Genomic DNA, 18,391 nt, shown 5'->3' on the forward strand with positions numbered 1-18,391 from the left:
CGGGGCGCGGGTCCGGCCATTCTCCACGGGAGGACGCCCCACAATGGACGCATGAGGATCTCGGCACGAGCGGATTACGCGGTACGGGCGGTACTGGAGCTCGCCGTACGGCAGGGGGAGGGCCCGGTGAAGGCGGAGGAAATCGCCGGTGCACAGGAGATTCCGCACAAGTTTCTGGAGGGCATTCTGGGTGACCTCCGGCGCGCCGGGATCGTCGACAGCCGGCGTGGCGGGGGCGGCGGCTACCGGCTGGCGCGGGAGGCGTCCGCGATCACCGTGGCGGACCTGATCCGCGCGGTGGACGGCCCGATCGTCTCGGTACGGGGCGAACGCCCGACGGGTCTGGCCTACACCGGCACCGCCCAGCCGCTGCTGCCCCTGTGGATCGCCCTGCGTGCCAACGTCCGCAAGATCCTGGAGGGCGTCACCGTGGCGGACATCGCGGCGGACAGGCTGCCGGAGCCGGTACGGGCGCTGGCGGCGGAGCCGGCGGCCTGGGAGAACCCCTGAGCCTGTGGCGGATGTGAAATCCGGCGTTGTGAATGGCCGGAGTTCGCCCTGACCGGTTCGCATGGGGGTTCCTACGATTCGAGCGCCCCGGTCTTCACAGGAAACTCACAGTTTCTTCAAAGATGAACTACGGACGGCCGCGGGTGCAACCCCCCACTCGATCACCGAACCGGAGAAACCATGGGACCCAGGAGACACGGACTCCTGCTCGGCGGAGCGCTCGCCGCGCTGCTCACCGCCGGGCTGCCCGCTCAGGCCAAGGCCTCGTCGTCGCCCGTCTTCGACGACCCGCCGCCGGACAAGATAGTGATCAACGTCGCCACGGTGAACGGCTCCGGCTGTCCGCAAGGGACCACCGCCGTGGCCGTGTCCGAGGACAACGAGGCCTTCACCGTCACCTACAGCGCCTACCTCGCCCAGGCCGGCGGCTCCTCCGACCCCACCGCCTTCCGGCGCAACTGCCAGCTCAACCTGGTCGTCCATGTGCCGGGCGGTTTCACGTACGCCATCGCCAGCGCCGACTACCGCGGTTTCGCCTCGCTCCAGCCGGGCGCCACCGGAACCCAGCGCGCCTCGTACTACTTCCAGGGCTCGTCCAACACCGCCGCCGCGAGCCATCCCTTCAGCGGGCCCTACGACGACAACTGGCAGGCCACCGACACCACCGACTGGGCCCAGCTGGTCTGGGCGCCCTGCGGGGTCCAGCGCAACTTCAACATCAACACGGAGCTGCGGGTGAGTGCCGGGAGCGCGAACCCCGGCAAGGTCAGCTTCATGACCATGGACTCCACCGACGGTGACATCAGCACCGTCTACCACCTGGCCTGGAAACAGTGCCCCGCCAAGTAGCACCCCGGCCACCGACTCCGACTCCGACTCCGGCTCCGGGGCCGGGACCGGTCACAGGCTGCCGGGCCGCACCAGTCCGGTCCGCTTGACCCCGCTCAGGATCGGCGTGACCTCCATCGTGGAGACGTGTTCCAGGGCGCCGATCGTGTCGCTCAGGAAGCGGTAGAGCGCGTCGAGGTCGGTCGCCGCGGCGGCCACGAGCAGGTTGGCCGAACCGGTGGTGGCCGAGGCGAAACAGACCTGTGGATGGCGGCTCAGCCGCTGCCCGGTCTCCTCCAGGCGGCTGGGGGAGACCGTCATCCACAGCAGTGCCTCGGTACGGATGCCCAGCCGGGCGAGATCCACCTCGGTCGCGAGCCTGAGGACCGCGCCGCCCGCCAGTGCCTCCAGGCGCCGGCGGGCGGTCAGCGCGCTGATGTCGGCGCGGCGGGCGAGCTCCGTGTAGGAGGCCCGCCCGTCCTCGACCAGCCCGGCGACCAGCTGGTGGTCGATGGCGGCGAGCGAAGGACGCGGGTAGCTCTCCGGCGCCTCCGGGCGCAGACTGGCCAGCTCCTCCTCCGTCAGCAGGCCGCCGCTCCAGTCGAAACCGGCCGGGAAGACCCGCAGCAGCGCGTGCGAGGTCCACGACTGGACCGCGGCGGTGGCCGGGAGGTCGCGCAGCAGCAGGTTGTTGCGGGCGTCCGGGCCGTCCAGGAAGAGGACGGTGCAGATCTCGTCGCCGCCGCCGAGGACGTCCACCCAGATGGTGTCGGGGCGGCGGGCGAGCGTGGCGGCGATGGCGCTGATCCGGTTGGGCTTGCACCGGATGCGCAGGACCAGCGGGATCAGGTCGGGGAAGCACACCGGGTTGCGGACCGCCGTGGCCCGCAGGGTGCCGTCGTGGTAGAGCGGCGCCGCCCGCCGGACCACGGTCCGCTCCGAGATCCCGAGGACCCGCCCGACCGTACGCCACGAGGCGCGCGGGGAGGCCAGCATCGCGGCGGCGATCCGGCTGTCGGTCTCATCCAGCTGATGGCGTGCTTTCTCCATATCTCCGGATCATATGGCCTGCAATCTCGGTTTCCATCCCAAGTTCTGGCTCGTTTCGGCATCCGTGGTGAGGATCGGTGGCATCGCAACCGAACCGAGAGAGGTGAGCACCATGGTGGGCGTCGAGAACCCGGTCGTGGCCACGGACCGGGGCAGGGTCCAGGGCATCGCGGAAGGCGGGGCGGTCTCCTTCCGGGGCATCCCGTACGCCGCGTCGCCGGTCGGCGAGCTGCGGTTCGCCCCGCCGCGGCCGCACCCGGGATGGGCCGGGGTGCGGGAGGCGGTGCAGGCAGGCCCGGCCGTTCCGCAGGGCCCGTCCCGCCTCGAACAGGTGATGGGGCGCCGGGTGCCGGACTGGAACGAGGACGGCAGCCTCACCGTCAACGTCTTCGCGCCGCGCGGGGCCCTGGCGGACGGCACGCCCCGCCCTGTCCTTCTCTGGTGGCACGGCGGCGGCTTCACCAGCGGCTCCGGCGGCTGGGACTGGTACGACGGCGGCCGCCTCGCCGCCCTCGGCGACATCGTGGTCGTCACCGCCAACTACCGGGTGGGACCGCTGGGTTACCTCTACCTCCCGCAGATCGGCGCCGCCAACCTCGGCCCCCAGGACCAGGCCGCCGTGCTGCGCTGGGTGCGGGACAACATCGCCTCCTTCGGCGGCGACCCGCGCGAGGTGACGGTCGGCGGCCAGTCGGCCGGCGCCTACTCCACGCTGTCCCTGGCGCTCGACCCGCAGACCTCCGGCTTCGTCACCCGGGTGCTCGTGCAGAGCGGCCCCTTCGGCCTGGCCCCGCAGGACCCCGCGGACGCGGCCGAGCACGCCGAGGCCTACCTGCGGCTGCTCGGCATCCAGGCCGGCGCCGACATCGCGAAGGCCCTGCGCGCGCTGACCGCCGAGCAGCTCCTGTCCGCCTACGGCCGGCTCGCGGTCCGGATCGCGCGCCCCGGCAACGCCGCCCCGCCGATGTACCCGGTGCTCGGTGCCCCCGGCATGCCCCGCACCTGGCAGCGGGCGCTCACCGACGGCGCCCTGGAGGGCAAGCCGCTGCTCATCGGCACCACCGCCGACGAGGCGACGTCCTTCTTCGCCTTCGACCCGCACATCCAGCACCTCACGACCGCCGGTGCCCTGGACCTCCTGTCCGCCCAGGCCGGCGACCGGGCCCGCACGGTCCACGACGCGTACGCCGCCCGGCTCCCGCAGGGCACCCCTGCACAGATCTTCACCGCGATCGGCACCGACGCGCTCTTCCGCGACGGCTCGCTGGAGATCGCCGACCACCACGCGGCCGGCGGCAACGCGACCTACGTCTACCAGTTCGACTACCGCCCGGCCGAGGACCCGCACTCCCTCGGTGCCGCCCACTGCGTCGAACTGCCCTTCCTCTTCAACACCTTCGACGCCTACCCGGACAGCCCGATGCTCGGCGGGGTCGGAGACGCCCAGCGTGCCCTGGGACACGAGTTCGGCACCGCGGTCGCCGAGTTCGTCAGGACCGGCTCGGTCCACGACTGGCTCCCGTACGCCCCGGCGACACCGGCCCGCGTCCGCCACTTCGGCTGAGCGGACGGCGGACGGCACGTCCAGCCGGCGGTCTCCAGGGTGGTGGGCCGTCGGCTCACCAGGCGGGGCGGATCGGTCCCGGCGGTGCGAGTCGTGTCAGGTCGGCGACGAGTTCGCTGAAGCGCGCCTCGCCCAGTGCCTGTCGCCACGGTGCGACGGCCTCCCGGGCCGCCTGGTCGGCGGCGCGCGTGGCGGCCCAGCCGGTCTCGGTCAGTCCCAGGAGGCGGGCGCGAGCGTCGTGCGGGTGCGGATGCCGCTCCACGTATCCCTTTCGGACCAGCTCCTCGACCAGCTGGGCGGCGGCCTGCTTGGTCACCCCCAGGTGCTCGGCCAGGTCGGCCGTGGTGGCGCCGCCTGCCGAGATGCGGACGAAGGCGAAGCCGTGTGCGGGTCGCAGATCCTCGAACCCCTGCCGGGACACGCGGATGTGGATCTCCTGCACCAGCTGTCCGGACAGTGCCAGCACGCTTGCGGAGAAGGCCACGGCGTCGTCCATGAGCTTGACTATAACTCGTCAATCCGCTTGTCTATCTAGACAAGGAACTTGTCTAGATAGGGTGCCGGCATGTCGTTCATCCGCAGTGACGAGGCCGTCGTGCACGAGATCCACGGGGGCCGTTTCGTTTCCTACGTCCGTCCGGGCACCGGCAGCCGGGACCTTGCCGCCTGGCGCGTCGAGATCCCGGCCGCGATGGTGGGGCCGACCCACACGATCAGCGAGGAGGAGACCTTCTACGTCCTCTCCGGCCGCCTCCGGCTCACCATCGACGGCGACAGCGCCGAACTCCGCGCAGGTGACGCGGCAGTGGCACCTGCGGGTTCCGAACTGGCGCTCGCCAACACCGACGAGCAGCCCGCCCACATGTGGGTCACCACACGGGTCGGACTCACCGCCGAACTGGCCGACGGCAGCACCATGGCACCGCCCTGGGCCCACTAGCCGGGGTGCTGGTGGCTCAGGCCCTGGCCGTCGCCGATGTCCGGAACGTGTTCCGGTACGTCTGCGGGGAGACGCCGATCGCCGCGTGCAGGTGCTGCCGCAGCGAGGTGCCCGTGGCGAAGCCGACCTCGGCCGCGATCCGGTCGACCGGCAGTTCGCTGGTCTCCAGGAGATGACGGGCCCGGTGCACCCGCTGCTGAATCAGCCAGCGCCCCGGGCTCGTCCCCGTCTCCTCCTGGAACCGGCGCGCGAAGGTGCGCTGACTCATCCGGGCGTGCGCGGCCAGCTCCCGGAGCGCGAGCGGCCGCTCCAGGTTCTCCAGGGCCCACGCCCGGGTGGCCGCCGTACCGGTGGCGCCCTCGTCCGGCACCGGCAGCTCGATGTACTGCGCCTGGCCGCCCTCCCGCCACGGCGGTACGACACACATCCGGGCCACACTGTTGGCGACCGCGCTGCCGTGGTCGGAGCGCACGATGTGCAGGCACACGTCGACGCCGGAGGCCGCCCCGGCCGAGGTCAGGACATCCCCGTCGTCGATGAACAGCACGTCCGGATCCAGCGCCACGTGCGGGAACATCCGCCGGAACCGCGGCGCCAGCGCCCAGTGCGTCGTCGCCGGCCGCCCGTCGAGCATCCCGGCCGCCGCGAGCGCGAAGGCCCCCGTGCAGATGGAGACGATCCGGGTACCGGGCCGGATCCGGGCCAGCGCGGCGGCGACCGGCTCGGGCAGCTCCTGCGTGATCCGCGCCATGTCGTACGGCGGCACGACCACGGTGTCCGCGCTCTCCAGCGCCTCGGGCCCGTGCCCGACGGTGACCGTGAAGTCGGCGTTGGTCGCCACCGTACGGTCGTCCGTCGCCGCGCAGGTCACCACGTCGTAGGCACCGGGAACCCCGGGAAAGACCCGGTTCGGGATCCCCAGCTCGAACGGGTAGACCCCGTCGAGGGCGAGCACGACGACCCGGTGAGGGCGGGTGGGCAGGAAGCCGACGGTGACGGACATGGCACGATTCTATCGCTTGCGGCCCATCCGGCCATCGCGCGTGGCGGCGCAGCCGTGATGCCGCGGTGCGGCCGTAATGCCGAGGTGCGGCCGTGACGTCGCGGCGGAGACCGGACGCGGTGGTGGTGCGGGGCGGCGCGAGGTGGCCATGCTCGGCCAACAACCGTCCACGGAAAGCCATCTGACGATCCGTCGGAACCCGGAGTCGGGCAACGCGGCGTTCTTGTGCGATCCCTCCCGCGTCCCGATACTGATCGCGAACCACGCGCCAAAGGCGGCGTGCTTGCCCCAGCTGAGGTCACGACTTCGGGTGCAGAGTCGCCGTCGCGCACGAAGTGTGGCCTCCCTGCGGCGAGTTCCCATGCCCGAACCCGAGGAGGCTGGACCCCCTATGCCGTTCCCCCTGCTCAGACCCCCGAAGCGGCGCGCCGGCCGGCGCCGTCTCGCCGCCGTCGCCGTCTCCGTCGGCATGGCCTGCGCTCTCCTGACCGCCTTTCCCGCCGCCGCGGACACCGGTACCCGCACCGCCGCCACCTCGTTGACGGCGACCGGTGTCAGCACCACCCAGACGACCGTCACCCTGGTGACGGGCGACCGGATCGTCGTGACCACCCGGCCCGGTCAGCAGCCGACGTACATCGCGCGCCCGGCCGCGGGCGAGGACGGCGCCATCGAGTCGTACGACGACGCGTCCGGCGACCACTACGCCATCCCCGCGGTGGCGATGCCCTACCTGGGCAACGGACTCGACCTCTCGCTCTTCGACATCACCCGGCTCGCACAGGACCAGGAGGGTTCCGGCACCGCCGGCACAGCCTCTGACAACGTTGCCACCGCCGACGGCGGCACCGGCGGCCGAATATCCGTCGACCTGTCCTTCGCCCCGGGCACGACCCCGACCGGGCCCGCGGGGGTCACCCTGACCTCCGTGTCCGGTGCCACCGCGCACGGATATCTGACCGCCTCCTCGGGCACCGCGTTCACCGCGGCGCTGCGCAGGGCGATCGGCACCGACGTGGCCGCGGGCCGCCGGCCGGGCAGCACACCGCTGTTCGACGGGCTGACCTCGATGAGCCTGGCCGGTGCGCCCGCCGAAGGCACTCCCGAGGGAACCGTCGGCCCCAAGTACCCCCTGAAGATCCTGCAGATCGACGTGACGGGGCCGACCGGTCTGCCGGCCACCGCCTACCTGCAGCTGTACAACACGGATTCGCTCACGCGCGAGAACACCTCCGTCACCGTGGTGGACGGCGTCGCGCGCGTCGCGGTGCCGGCCGGAAACTACGGGCTCTACGGCCTCTTCTACGACTACGACGCGCAGGGCCGGCTGTCCGCCGTGCGCCAGTTCACCCTCAGCGACTTCACCGTCTCCGCCACCGGGACCACCACGGTGTCGCTCGACGAGACCACCGCGAGCTCGCTGTTCTCGGTGCGGACCCCGCGTCCGGCGGTCCAGGACATCCTCATGGCGGACTACTTCCGGCGGGACGCGACCGGCGCCCTGGCCAGCATGCTGCTGCTGATGTGGGGCAGCACCCCGCTGTACACCAACGCACAGCCCGCCGCCGAGGTCGGCGAGATCCACGACGTCATCCAGTGGGGCGCCACGGCGACCACGGCGAGCGACGCGTACCGCTACGACCTCGCGTACGGGTCGGACGGGGTACCCGCGGACCAGACGCATGGGGAGACGGCCCGCACGCTCGCCACGGTGCACCAGCACTTCGCCATCGACCCGGCGGCGGACAACAGTTACCACGGCTCCCTGCTGAACGGCTTCGTCGACTCCTACAACGCCGCCGGCGGGGCCACGCAGGTCAGCCCGTGGAACGGGCAGCAGTGGCCCGCCGACCTGACGGAGTACCTCGGCACGGGTGACGGCGGCACCTGGGAGCAGATGGCCAGTTCCCCGGGCGCCGTGTGGCAGTACGCCGATCCCGTCACCTTCGCCGGCGGCCGCTCGTACTCGGTGGACTGGAACCACGGCCCGCTGAAGCCCGCGCTCGGCCGGCACGTCGGCTACCAGTTCTGCTACGCCTGCGCGGCGGGTCCGAACCTCACGATGATCCTGGACCCGGCGGTCGACAGCGTTGCGACGCACGTCGGCTTCTACGCGTTCGTGACGGTGCCGCAGCACTTCACCCTGTACGCGGACGGGCAGCGGGTCTTCGACTCGACGAACCAGTACGGCGTCGAGATCCAGGGGGCGCCGACGACGCCGACGACCTACCGCACGGTGTACGACACCGACCTGAGCGCCGATCCGGCGTTCAGCCAGTCGACCAGGACGCACACCGACCTGACGTTCCGGTACGTCCCGCGCACGGGTGGCGGCAGCGCGCTGCCCGACACGGACACCTGCTTCGGCAAGTCGGCGGCCACCCCCTGCCAGATCCTCCCCGCCCTCACCCTCGGCTACCGGCTGACCTCCGACAACGACAACACGAGTGACCGGCCGATCCAGACCATGCGGCTCGACGTGGGCCATGTCTCCTACGACGGCGCCGGCTCGCACTCCCGGATCACCTCGGCGAAGGTGTCCGTCTCCTACGACTCAGGCGCCACCTGGAAGCCCGCCCTTGTCGTGGGCGGGCACGGGACGTACCAGGTCGCGTGGCTCAACCCGGCTTCAGCGCGCGGCACTTCACCCGCACTGAAGGTGACCGCGACCGACGCGGCCGGCGGCTCGATCACCCAGACCGTCACCAACGCGTACACCATCGCCAAGCCCGCCACCACGTCGTCCACCACCACTGCCGGAGGTGCCCGATGACCCCGGCGACCCCGTCCCGTATCCGCGTGCTTCTGGTGGCCCTGACCGCCGTGCTGGTGGCCACGACCGCGTCCACGGCGAACGCCACGCCGCCGAACGCCACGTCGGCGAGCGCCGCCTCCGCGGGTGTGACCCCGGCGTGCGGCGCCGCGAGCCCCGGCTTCGCGCGCTGCTTCTCGCTGGTCCGCACCGCCATCGACGGCGGCAGGGGCGTCCGCGGCCCGAACGCCGTCGGCAGCACGACCACCAACGCCACCGCCACCTCCCTGCCCGGCGGGTACGGCCCCGCCGACCTGGACGCGGCCTACGACCTGCCGAGTTCGGGCGGCGCGGACCAGACGGTGGCGGTCGTCGACGCCGGCGACGACCCGAAGGCCGAGGCCGACCTGGCGGTGTACCGGCAGACGTACGGCCTGCCACCGTGCACCACGGCCAACGGCTGCTTCAGCAAGGTCGACCAGCAGGGGCAGAGCACACCGCTGCCGGCCGACCGCGGCTGGGGCGCCGAGATCTCCCTCGACCTGGACATGGTGTCCGCGGCCTGCCCGGACTGCCGCATCCTGCTCGTCGAGGGCGACGACGCGAGCGTCGCCAACCTGTCCAAGGCCGTGGACACCGCCGTCGCGCTGGGCGCCACCGAGGTGTCCAACAGCTACGGCACGGCCGAGTCGAACGGCCTGCAGAGCTACTCGGCCTCCTACGCCCACCCCGGCGTGGCGATCACCGTGTCCTCCGGCGACTACGGATACGGCGTTCCCAACTGGCCGGCCGACCTCACCAGTGTCACCGCGGTCGGCGGCACCTCGCTCAGCCGGGCGGACAACGCCCGTGGCTGGACCGAGAAGGCGTGGGGCAACTCCTACGGCGGCGCCGGCAGCGGCTGCTCGGCGTGGGTCGGCAAACCGGCCTGGCAGACCGACGAGAACTGCCCCGGCCGGATGGTCGCCGACGTCGCGGCGGTCGCCGACCCGCTGACCGGTCCGGCGGTGTACGACAGCTACGGCGGCTATCCCGGCTGGGTCGTCATCGGCGGCACCAGCGCGTCCGCGCCGTACATCGCCGGGGTCATCGCCCTGGCGGGCAACCCGGAGCGGTACGCGGACGCGTCGTACTTCTACGGCGGCACGACGGGACTCAACGACGTCGTGGGCGGCACCAACGCGGAGCGCGTGGACTGCGGCGGCGACTACCAGTGCAACGGCGCCACCGGCTACGACGGCCCCACGGGCAACGGCACACCGAACGGCCTCGCGGCGTTCTGACCGCGCGGTGGGGGCCGGCACTGTCGCCGGCCCCCACCAACACCGGCACCGACACGGCCGGTTCGGGGTGCTCGAGTCGCCTGACGACCGACTGGTCATTCGGTCATCGCCCGCAGCACCGCAGCCGTGCGTGCGTCCGCCGGGAAGAAGGTCTCGATGGCGATCTCGTCCAGGGTCACGTCTCGTGGGGAACCGAAGACCGTGGTGGTGTAGAGGAGGGCGAGGTCGCCGTGGTCGGAGGACAGGCGGAGGGGGACCACCAGGTCGTCGTGGGGTGATCCGGGGTCCCGGGGCTCGTCCGGCCCGGGGGCCGGGTAGCTCTCCAGTTCCGTGAGGAGTTCGGCGAGTCCTGCGGCCGAGGTCCGGTCCAGCTGGCGGCGGAGCCGGCGCAGCACGTGCGCACGCCACTGCGCGAGGTTCCGGATGCGTGCGGAGAGGCCGTCGGGGTGCAGGGTCGCCCGCAGCACGTTCAGCGGCGGACCGGTCACGTCCGGCGGGACGTCACCGAGGAACAGTCCCATGGCACGGTTCGCGGCCAGCAGCTCCCACCGCACGTTGACGGCGAGCGCCGGATTCGGCTCGTGGCCGGTGAGGACGGCCTCCACCGCCGCGCGCGCCGCGCCCAGATCGGCGTAGGCGCGTTCGCGGTGCACCGGCGCGAAACCGGCCGCCAGATAGAGCGCGTTGCGCTCCCGCAGCGGCACGTCGAGTTCGTCGCACAGCCGCCGGATCATGTCCCGGCTCGGGTTCGCCCGCCCGGTCTCGATACAGCTCAGGTGCCGGGTCGACAACTCGGCGGCGAGCGACACGTCGAGCTGCGAACGCCGGCGACGCTCGCGCCAGCGCCGCACCTGCACTCCGACCGGCTCGGTGGTGGTCGTCGTCATGGCTCCCAGGCTGCCCGGCGGCGCGGGCCACGGCAATGACCTCGCAGGTCATCGACAGCGCGCGCAGCGCGGCCCCAAAGTCGCAGCAGAGCAGCACGGTTCACCGCGAAAGGACAGTCACCATGACCGAGACCGCCGAACGGCTCGACGAGTACGTACGGTTCTGGAACACCGGGACCGAGCAGGAGCAGCGCGCGCACGCGGCAGCCGCCTTCGCCGACGGCGTCGAGTACCGCGCCCAGATCGGAGTCCTCAACGGGACCCAGGCGCTGATCGACTTCCGCAACCAGTTCGCCGCCCACATGGGCCCGGTCACCCTCCGCCTGCGCGACCAGCCGCAGGTCCACCACGACCGCGCCCGGCTCCGGTGGGAGATCCTCACCGGCGACGGCGCCGGTACGTCCTTCGCCACCGGCACCGACGTGCTGCACCTCGACGCGGACGGCCGGATCAGCTCCGTCACGGTCTTCCTCGACCGGGCGCCCGAGGGGTTCGACCCCGAGGCGCACGACTAGGCCGGGTCGGGCCAGCGGGTCCGTACGAGTACGGTCCTCCGTCTCTCGCCCTAGTTCCGCCGCCCGATGTGACCAAGTGCTGTACGTCATAGCCTCGCCGCATGGCATCAGTCGACTCTCGCCCCAGCGGACCCCGAAGCCCGGAGCAGCGCAAGCAGGAGGCCCTGGAACGGCTCGCGCGGGACACTGACGTATGGGTCGCCACGGCCGACAGCACCGGCGAGCCGTGCCTCGTTCCGCTTGCCTTCTGGTGGGACGGCGAGACCGTCTGGCTGTCCACCCGCGACACCAACCCGACCGGGCGCAACCTCCGTGCCTCGGGCCGGGTCCGGCTCTCCTTCGGTCCTACCCGGGACGTGGTCCTGGTCCACGGCATCGCGCGCACGCTGACCCGGGAGGAGCTTCCGAAGGGGGTGGGTGACGCCTTCGCCGCCAAGGACGGCTGGGACCCCCGCGAGGACCACCCGTCGTATGTCTTCTTCCAGGTCACCCCGCAGGTGCTGCAAGCATGGGGAACCGTTGCGGAGTTGGCCGGACGGACCCTGATGCGCGACGGGAAGTGGGTGGTCTAGGGCTTGGGCCGGTCAGGGCTTGCCGAGGCGGATCCGGGTGTCGCAGCCGATGTCCTCGTGGTACGTGGTGGAGCCCTGCCGGTACTCGTAGCGGCAGGTGGTCAGGTCACCGTGTACGGCGCCGGTCACCCTGACCCGGGCCTCGTAGTACAGGTCCGACGAGCCGTGCGCCTTGACCTGGAACGAACTGCCCTTGTGATAGAGGGCGTTGTCGTCCGTGACGCCTACGGGTATCACCCCTATGACGTGACCGCCGGCGCCGGCACTGACGACCCGGTAACCCGTGACGCGCAGACCGGCCGGCACATGGACGATCCTTGCGCCGAGGACGGTGAGCGGCTTACCCGAGTTGTTGGACATCTCCGGCATGGTCACCCAGTACTCCTTGCCTACCTGGGTGTGCTCGTACCCGACGAGGTTGCTGCCCTGCCCGGCGCCGTCCAGGGCCGTGCCCCCGCCGTCCGAGCACGAGGTGAGGGCGGCGGCGCTCAGTGCCAGGAACACGGCGAAAACACGTCTGGACATGGCTGGATCTTCCCACGACGGCCGTCATTTCAGCAGTGCCGCGAAGAACGGCAGCCAGTCCGCGTGCGCGGCGCCGACCGATCCCTCCGCGCCGTATCCGGACCCCACCCGGACCAGGTATCCGATGGAGTCGACCACCAAGACCATGCCGAGGGCCGCGAGCGAGTACAGGCCCCAGTCCCGCGGTGAGCTCGTGTCGGTGATCCGCGCGCGGGCCGCAGGGCCCCGTTCCTCCGGAACGCCGTCAGCGTCGAACCGCGCGAAGCTGCCTCGGCCGAAAGGTGCCCCGCGCAGGGTCATACTCCGGCGTGCGTAAGGAAGTTGGCCCAGGCGTCGGGGGAGACGGTGAGCTGGGGGCCCTGCCGGTCCTTCGAGTCGCGGATGTGGATGGTGGCGGGGCGGGTGGCGACGTCGACGCAGTCACCGGCACCGCTGATGCTGTACACGGACTTGCGCCAGGAAAGAGACACCTCGACGCAGTCGCCGGAACCGCCGCTGCTGTAGCTGCTCTTGAACCAGGCCAGGTTGGTGGTGCTCATAAGTCCCCTCGCATCCGCTTCAGCAGGCCGACTGAGTCTCTAATAGTGTGAGCCTGCGAGCGCATCCTGGCATACCGCATCTGGAGCATGCTGACCACTTTTGGATCAGCGATCAGCTGACCGCTCTCCTGGCCTTCGCAGTAGGCGAAGCGGCGGTTCTCGGGTGTTTCCAGCAGCTGCATGGGACCGTCCAGGCCGGCATGCGTCTCCTGTACCTGCGGCATGACCTGGATCTCGACGTTCCGCAGCTCCGCGAGCCGCAGCACGTGATCGAGGAGCTCCCTGGTGACCTCCATCCCACCCGTCCGGCGCAGGAACACCCCTTCCTCCAGGATGAAGCTGAACGCCGTGTTGGGGCGCTCGCGCAGCAGTCGCTGCCGGTCCGCCCGGGCCACCCACTGCGCCTCGATCTGCTCGTCGTCCAGCGGCGGCAGTTGCTGGGTGAACAACGTCCGCGCGTACGCCTCCGTCTGCAACAGCCCAGGAAGCAACCGGCATTCGTAGGTGTACAGCGTGATCGCCGTCGCCTCCATCCGCGCCCACCGCCGAAACCAGGCCGCCAACCCCGGCTGCCGAGCCACATGCCCCGCCGCTCGCCGCAAGGCCCCCGTATTTCCCAGCGCCTCCTCCGCCGCCTCCACGAACGACTCGTCCGGCATCCGCCTCCCCAACTCCACCGAAGCCACCGTGTGTTTCGAGAACCGCACCCGCTCCCCGAACTCCTCCCTGCTCAGCCCCGCGTGTTCGCGCAAGGCCTGGACCACCGCCCCGAAGGTCCGCAGACTGTCCGACGACTCCGGCTCCGCTCCATCGCCCACGTAGGCCACCTCCCGACCCCATGGTGACGGCGAGTCACCGGTACGGTCCAGTCGGTGACCGCGTACGCGGGTCCGGCGTACGCGGCTCCCACCTGGAGAACTGCCTGCTCCAGGCGCCAGATTGGGGGCATGGACGCACCCCCCACCACCGTCACCGTCAGTCGGACACTCGCCCAGCGGCTCAGCCCGACCCCGCGGGGCGCCCGGCTCGCGCGGCATCTCGCGGTTGCCCAACTCCATGCGTGGGGTGGCCGGTTCGCGTCGGCGGAGGTGATCGACAAGGTCTCGGTGATCGTCGCGGAGCTGGCCGCGAACGCCGTGACGCACGGCCGGGTGCCCGGGCGGGACTTCGAGCTGCGGCTCTCGGTGGTGACGGGGAGCGTGCGGATCGAGGTCACCGACACCCGGGACGGACGGCGGCCGCCCGGCCCCCGGGACGTACGGCCGGCGGGGCCGCTGGACGCCGGTGGGCGCGGGCTCGTGCTCGTGGACGCGCTGGCCGATCGGTGGGAGGTGCTGGAGCGGGACTGCGACGGCGCACCGGGCAAGACCGTACGGGCCGAGGTGGACCTGCCGCTCCGGCTGCACCGCTGCGCGGCACCCCGCCCGTGACGTCAGGCGTCGCCGCAGGTATCGCCCCCGGTGGTCTGGGTAGGACCCGTTCGAAGGAGGACTCTGGTGGCCGCCTTCGGCGTGACCGAGAGAGTGGTACGTGTCATGGAGAAGGCCGGGGAGACGACGCGGCTGCGGAAGTGGACCGTGCGGGTGCTGTGGACCGTACTGGCCGTCCCCGCGAGTGCCCTGGTGACCGCCGGCTCGTTCGGCATCGCGTACGGCGTGGCCAGCACGCCCGACTGGTGGTCGTCGCTCCTGATCTTCGTGGGCGTCGTCGTCGCGACCGGCTGCCTGATCGGACTGGTCGGTCTGCTCCTCGACGCGCACCGGGAGTTCGGGAAGCCGGATGTCGTGGCCGCGGTGTGCGTCGCACTGACGACGGCCGTGTTCACCTACGCGCTGGAGCAGCAGGCGCTGCACGACCGCGGTCGGGTCGAGCAGGCGGTCGTGACCTCGGTGTACTACGCCGACGGCGCCGGCGGTCTGGGCGCGGGAGGGCGGGTGGCCCGGCTGGCCGATCTGTCCGGTCACCGGCTGGCCGGCACGGTGAGCGCCGAAGGCCTCGCCACCGGCGACCGCCTCACCGTCACCGTGGACCCCGAGGGCCGGTTCGCGGTCCACCGGGGTTCCCGGCCCGCGGCGCCCCGTCTCTGGTGGGAGGCCGCTGCTCTGCTGGCCGCCCTCCAGGCCCTGATCTGCTCCGTGACGGGCTTCTCCACGGCCGTGCAGAACGAGTGGTACTGGCAGGTACGGCGCAGGACCGCGACCGGGGACTCCGGGTGAGGGGCCCCGGGGGACGTGCGCACCTCGTCGTCCCCCGGGGCCCGGGGCGTCAGCCGGAGACGCCCAGGGTGAGCGTGCCGGTGTAGCCGGCGGTGGTGGAGCCGGTGACGGTCATGAGGCCGGAGGAGGCGCCGCCGTCGTCGTAGATGCCGTCCTGGGCGAGGGTGGTGCGGGTGGTCGTGTTGGTCGAGTAGGGCGAGACCTTGGCGACCGCCGTGGTGATGGTCTCGTTGATGAAGAGCTGGCCCGTGTGCACGGTCGTACCGCCGGTGAAGGAGCCGTTGGACGTCAGGGTGACGCCCGTGTGGACCTTCACGTGGATGTGGATGCAGCGGCCCCGGTACCAACCCGGGTAGATCGTGGTGATGTTGGCGACGCCGCTGGAGTTGGTGAGGACGCCGCCGCGCAGGAAGGTGCCGTCGTCGGCCTCGCTGTGGCCGTTGTTGCCGACGTAGCCGGAGTACTCGCCGAGCGCGTCGGTGTGCCAGACCTCCACGAGGGCGTTGGGGATGACGGTGCAGGCGGAGTTGACGACGGTGAGGACGAGCTTGAGCGAGATGCCCGCCTTGCCTTCGGTGATGTCGGTGCGGACCAGCGCGCCGTCGAGGTAGTAGGGGCCTTCTGTCATTTCCTCCGTGAGGGTGCAGACCGCTGCCGCTGCGGCGGCCGGCTGGAGGTCGGGGGCGGCGGCGGCAGCGGGGGCCTCGGTCGAGAGCGCTGCGCCTACGGCCAGGGCAGCGGCGGTCGTCCCGGTGGCGACGAGTACGGTACGGCGGCCGACGGAGCGGGCGTCATCTGAGGTGTCTGTCATGGACACGGCACCGTAGGAATGACACCTGTCGGCCGGCTGTCAGTTTTGCAAAGTGAGTGCCCGTCAAGTCCCATGTTGAGACAGGTGGGTTGACGGGTGACACGTGCGAAGACCGTTGACGGCAAAACGATTCGATTCTACGGTCCGTCCGAATTGGCGATCGCCGTTCGACATTCCGCACAACTTCACAAGGAGGCCCAGCGTGCCCCGCACCCGCACCCGCACCCGCACCCGCACCCGCACCGCACTCCTCGCCCTCCCCGCCGCGATCCTGCTCGCCCTGGTCCCCACCACCGCGTCGGCCTACCCCAACCCCGGCACGGTCACCGGTGACGTCGTCGTCCACGACCCGACGATGGTCCGTACCTCCGCCGGCCGCTACCTGCTCTACTCCACCGGCGGCGGCCTGGCCTACAGGACCTCGACCGACCGCGTCGCCTTCACGGCGGGCTCCGACGCGTTCACCACCAAGCCCGCCTGGTGGTCGGCGTACGCCACGGAGGCGTGGGCGCCGGACATCTCGTACCACGGCGGCAAGTACCTGATGTACTACGCCGTCTCCACCTTCGGCTCCAACACCTCGGCCATCGGATTGGCCGGTTCCACCACGGGCCTGCCCGGCTCCTGGTCGGACTACGGCATCGTCTACACGTCGACGTCCGCCGGCGACTACAACGCCATCGACCCCAACCTCTTCGTCGACGGCGACGGCACCTGGTGGCTGTCGTTCGGGAGCTGGTGGACCGGCATCAAGATGATCCGCATCGACCCGTCGACCGGGAAGCAGTACGCGGGCGACACCACCCGCCACTCGCTCGCCGCGCGGCCCACGGGCAGCAAGGCGGTCGAGGCGCCGTACATCGTCAAGCGCAACGGCTACTACTACCTCTTCGCCTCCTACGACCTGTGCTGCCAGGGCACCAGCTCGACGTACAAGGTCAAGGTGGGGCGGGCGACGTCGGTCACCGGCCCCTACTACGACAGGAGCGGCGTGGCGATGACGGACAACGGCGGCACGGCGGTCCTGGAGTCCCACGGCGCGGTCATCGGCCCCGGCGGCGAGTCGATCATGAGTGACACCGACGGTGACCTGATCGTCTACCACTACTACGACGGCAACGACGGCGGGACACCGAAGCTGGGCATCAACCTCCTGGACTGGAGCTCGGGATGGCCGGTCGCCTACTGAGCGCCCCGGCCGTGGTGGCATCGTGGCGACACCCGGACGTCGTCCGGACGACGTCCGAACGTCATCCGGACGAAGCGTCCCCGGCAACCCGCGTTTCCCCGGGGGCACAGACCCCGTTGGTAGCGTCCGCGTAGCCCGTGCCGTTCGACCGAGAGAGGCCCGATGTCCCCGAAGATCCGCAGGGCGGTGATCCCCGCCGCCGGACTGGGCTCCCGCCTGCTGCCCCTGACCAAGGCCACGCCGAAGGAGATGCTCCCGGTCGGTGACAAACCGGTGATCGAGCACACCGTGCGAGAACTGGTCGACTCGGGCATCACCGACATCACCATCGTCGTCTCGGGCGGGAAGAGCCTGATCCAGGATCATTTCCGGCCCAATCCGGGACTCGTCGAGCAGCTGCGCCGCGACGGGAAGACGGCCTACGCGGACGCCGTCGAGGAGGTCGCCGAGCTGGCCCGCAAGGGGCACATCACCTACCTCGACCAGTACGGCCCGTACGGCAACGGCACGCCCGTGCTGAACGCCGCCCGGTCGTTCGGCGACGAGCCCGTCCTCGTGCTCTGGCCCGACGACGTGTTCGTCGCCGAGGTGCCCCGCGCCCAGCAGCTGATCCGCGCCTACGAGCAGACCGGCTGCCCGGTGCTGGCCCTGCTGCCGATGGACCCCGCCGACTCGCAGCGCTACGGCGTACCCATCGTCAAGGAGGACCTCGGCGACGGGCAGTTGCGCATCACCGGCCTGGTCGAGAAGCCCGCACCGGCCGACGCGCCGTCGCCGTACGCGGCCATCGGCGGCTACGTCGTCACCCCGGGCATCATCGACGAGCTGCGCGAGCAGACCCGCCGCTGGTACGAGCGCCGGACCGGCGAGGTCTACCTGACCGACGCCATCAACGCCTACGCCGCCAGCCGGGCCGTGTACGGGCAGGTCATCCAGGGCCGTTGGTACGACACCGGCAACCCCGCCGACTACCTGGTCGCCCAGATGGCCTCCGCCCTCGCCCACCCCGAGTACGGTCCGGTACTGCGCGGCCTGGTCAGCAAGCTCGATGAAGGTGAGGGGCGGGGCGACGCGTTGCGTGCGGTATGATCGTTACCGAGCTGGTCGCCGTAACTCGCGGTGGCTGGTGCTGCGTTGGTGGTCCAAGGAAAGACGCTCCGCTTCCTGCGGGGAAATGCAGGTGCAAGGCCTGCCCGGCGCTCGATCC

The 18,391-nt window shown here is 71.2% G+C and carries 21 protein-coding genes; 12 read left to right on the top strand and 9 right to left on the bottom strand.

Features of this window, described 5'->3' with window-relative positions; genetic code table 11:
• Nucleotides 1-51 precede the first annotated feature (51 nt).
• Complete coding sequence (locus ACWGKQ_RS13155; RefSeq protein ID WP_453292000.1) at nt 52-510, top strand: RrF2 family transcriptional regulator; 459 nt, start codon at nt 52-54, stop codon at nt 508-510.
• A 180-nt stretch (nt 511-690) separates the two neighbouring features.
• Nucleotides 691-1,359 (top strand): DUF4360 domain-containing protein, encoded by a 669-nt coding sequence (locus tag ACWGKQ_RS13160; RefSeq protein ID WP_453292001.1) that lies wholly within the window; start codon nt 691-693, stop codon nt 1,357-1,359.
• Nucleotides 1,360-1,410: 51 nt separating this feature from the next.
• Here the strand turns inward: ACWGKQ_RS13160 and ACWGKQ_RS13165 are convergent, their stop codons facing one another.
• Complete coding sequence (locus ACWGKQ_RS13165; protein ID WP_453292002.1) at nt 1,411-2,388, bottom strand: Lrp/AsnC family transcriptional regulator; 978 nt, start codon at nt 2,386-2,388, stop codon at nt 1,411-1,413.
• 112 nt (nt 2,389-2,500) lie between these two features.
• On the opposite strand from ACWGKQ_RS13165, the gene ACWGKQ_RS13170 reads away from it, so the two are divergent.
• Nucleotides 2,501-3,952, top strand: coding sequence for a carboxylesterase/lipase family protein (locus ACWGKQ_RS13170; RefSeq protein WP_453292003.1), 1,452 nt, complete (start codon nt 2,501-2,503; stop codon nt 3,950-3,952).
• Nucleotides 3,953-4,007: 55 nt separating this feature from the next.
• On the opposite strand, the gene ACWGKQ_RS13175 is transcribed toward ACWGKQ_RS13170, so the two are convergent.
• Entirely contained in the window at nt 4,008-4,448 is a 441-nt protein-coding gene (locus ACWGKQ_RS13175) for a MarR family winged helix-turn-helix transcriptional regulator (RefSeq protein WP_453292004.1), read from the bottom strand.
• Nucleotides 4,449-4,517: 69 nt separating this feature from the next.
• Here ACWGKQ_RS13175 and ACWGKQ_RS13180 point away from each other — a divergent pair, with 69 nt between their 5' ends.
• Entirely contained in the window at nt 4,518-4,892 is a 375-nt protein-coding gene (locus tag ACWGKQ_RS13180; RefSeq protein WP_453292005.1) for a cupin domain-containing protein, read from the top strand.
• A gap of 16 nt (nt 4,893-4,908) precedes the next feature.
• On the opposite strand, the gene ACWGKQ_RS13185 is transcribed toward ACWGKQ_RS13180, so the two are convergent.
• Complete coding sequence (locus ACWGKQ_RS13185) at nt 4,909-5,895, bottom strand: GlxA family transcriptional regulator (RefSeq protein WP_453292006.1); 987 nt, start codon at nt 5,893-5,895, stop codon at nt 4,909-4,911.
• 391 nt (nt 5,896-6,286) lie between these two features.
• Here ACWGKQ_RS13185 and ACWGKQ_RS13190 point away from each other — a divergent pair, with 391 nt between their 5' ends.
• Both ACWGKQ_RS13190 and ACWGKQ_RS13195 read left to right on the top strand, forming a co-directional pair.
• Nucleotides 6,287-8,668 carry a hypothetical protein gene (locus tag ACWGKQ_RS13190; protein WP_453292007.1) on the top strand — a complete coding sequence of 794 codons (2,382 nt, stop codon included), beginning with the start codon at nt 6,287-6,289 and terminating at the stop codon, nt 8,666-8,668.
• Nucleotides 8,665-9,930 (top strand): S53 family peptidase, encoded by a 1,266-nt coding sequence (locus ACWGKQ_RS13195; protein ID WP_453292008.1) that lies wholly within the window; start codon nt 8,665-8,667, stop codon nt 9,928-9,930. The genes ACWGKQ_RS13190 and ACWGKQ_RS13195 overlap by 4 nt, the downstream gene beginning before the upstream one ends.
• Nucleotides 9,931-10,025: 95 nt before the next feature.
• Here the strand turns inward: ACWGKQ_RS13195 and ACWGKQ_RS13200 are convergent, their stop codons facing one another.
• Nucleotides 10,026-10,817, bottom strand: coding sequence for a helix-turn-helix domain-containing protein (locus ACWGKQ_RS13200; RefSeq protein WP_453292009.1), 792 nt, complete (start codon nt 10,815-10,817; stop codon nt 10,026-10,028).
• A gap of 122 nt (nt 10,818-10,939) precedes the next feature.
• Here ACWGKQ_RS13200 and ACWGKQ_RS13205 point away from each other — a divergent pair, with 122 nt between their 5' ends.
• Nucleotides 10,940-11,332 (top strand): nuclear transport factor 2 family protein, encoded by a 393-nt coding sequence (locus tag ACWGKQ_RS13205; protein WP_453292010.1) that lies wholly within the window; start codon nt 10,940-10,942, stop codon nt 11,330-11,332.
• Between the two features lie 101 nt (nt 11,333-11,433).
• The gene (locus ACWGKQ_RS13210; protein ID WP_453292011.1) at nt 11,434-11,904 is read left to right on the top strand and encodes a pyridoxamine 5'-phosphate oxidase family protein; all 471 of its coding nucleotides are present in this window, start codon (nt 11,434-11,436) and stop codon (nt 11,902-11,904) included.
• 12 nt (nt 11,905-11,916) lie between these two features.
• Here the strand turns inward: ACWGKQ_RS13210 and ACWGKQ_RS13215 are convergent, their stop codons facing one another.
• From ACWGKQ_RS13215 to ACWGKQ_RS13230, 4 genes are read right to left on the bottom strand one after another with little or no spacing between them, the layout of a single operon-like run.
• Nucleotides 11,917-12,429, bottom strand: a complete 513-nt coding sequence (locus tag ACWGKQ_RS13215) for a hypothetical protein (RefSeq protein ID WP_453292012.1) — start codon at nt 12,427-12,429, stop codon at nt 11,917-11,919.
• A 24-nt stretch (nt 12,430-12,453) separates the two neighbouring features.
• Nucleotides 12,454-12,729, bottom strand: a complete 276-nt coding sequence (locus ACWGKQ_RS13220) for a hypothetical protein (RefSeq protein ID WP_453292013.1) — start codon at nt 12,727-12,729, stop codon at nt 12,454-12,456.
• Nucleotides 12,726-12,968 carry a DUF397 domain-containing protein gene (locus ACWGKQ_RS13225; RefSeq protein WP_453292014.1) on the bottom strand — a complete coding sequence of 81 codons (243 nt, stop codon included), beginning with the start codon at nt 12,966-12,968 and terminating at the stop codon, nt 12,726-12,728. Before ACWGKQ_RS13225 ends, ACWGKQ_RS13220 begins: the two co-directional genes overlap by 4 nt.
• The gene (locus ACWGKQ_RS13230; RefSeq protein WP_453292015.1) at nt 12,965-13,786 is read right to left on the bottom strand and encodes a helix-turn-helix domain-containing protein; all 822 of its coding nucleotides are present in this window, start codon (nt 13,784-13,786) and stop codon (nt 12,965-12,967) included. Before ACWGKQ_RS13230 ends, ACWGKQ_RS13225 begins: the two co-directional genes overlap by 4 nt.
• A 129-nt stretch (nt 13,787-13,915) precedes the next feature.
• Between ACWGKQ_RS13230 and ACWGKQ_RS13235 the strand changes: the two genes are divergently transcribed.
• Both ACWGKQ_RS13235 and ACWGKQ_RS13240 read left to right on the top strand, forming a co-directional pair.
• A complete protein-coding gene (locus tag ACWGKQ_RS13235; RefSeq protein WP_453292016.1) occupies nt 13,916-14,398 on the top strand; it encodes an ATP-binding protein in 483 nt (160 codons plus the stop codon).
• 66 nt (nt 14,399-14,464) lie between these two features.
• On the top strand, nt 14,465-15,184 hold the full coding sequence (locus ACWGKQ_RS13240) for a hypothetical protein (RefSeq protein WP_453292017.1): 720 nt from the start codon (nt 14,465-14,467) through the stop codon (nt 15,182-15,184).
• A gap of 49 nt (nt 15,185-15,233) precedes the next feature.
• On the opposite strand, the gene ACWGKQ_RS13245 is transcribed toward ACWGKQ_RS13240, so the two are convergent.
• Nucleotides 15,234-15,995, bottom strand: coding sequence for an intradiol ring-cleavage dioxygenase (locus tag ACWGKQ_RS13245; protein ID WP_453292018.1), 762 nt, complete (start codon nt 15,993-15,995; stop codon nt 15,234-15,236).
• A 202-nt stretch (nt 15,996-16,197) separates the two neighbouring features.
• Here ACWGKQ_RS13245 and ACWGKQ_RS13250 point away from each other — a divergent pair, with 202 nt between their 5' ends.
• Together ACWGKQ_RS13250 and ACWGKQ_RS13255 are read left to right on the top strand one after the other, a co-directional pair.
• Nucleotides 16,198-17,184: an arabinan endo-1,5-alpha-L-arabinosidase gene (locus ACWGKQ_RS13250; RefSeq protein WP_453292019.1), complete on the top strand. Its 987-nt coding sequence runs from the start codon at nt 16,198-16,200 to the stop codon at nt 17,182-17,184.
• 162 nt (nt 17,185-17,346) lie between these two features.
• Nucleotides 17,347-18,273, top strand: a complete 927-nt coding sequence (locus ACWGKQ_RS13255) for a UTP--glucose-1-phosphate uridylyltransferase (protein ID WP_453292020.1) — start codon at nt 17,347-17,349, stop codon at nt 18,271-18,273.
• The last annotated feature ends 118 nt before the right edge of the window (nt 18,274-18,391 follow it).

The sequence above is a fragment of the Streptomyces sp. NPDC054770 genome (genome assembly GCF_053611985.1).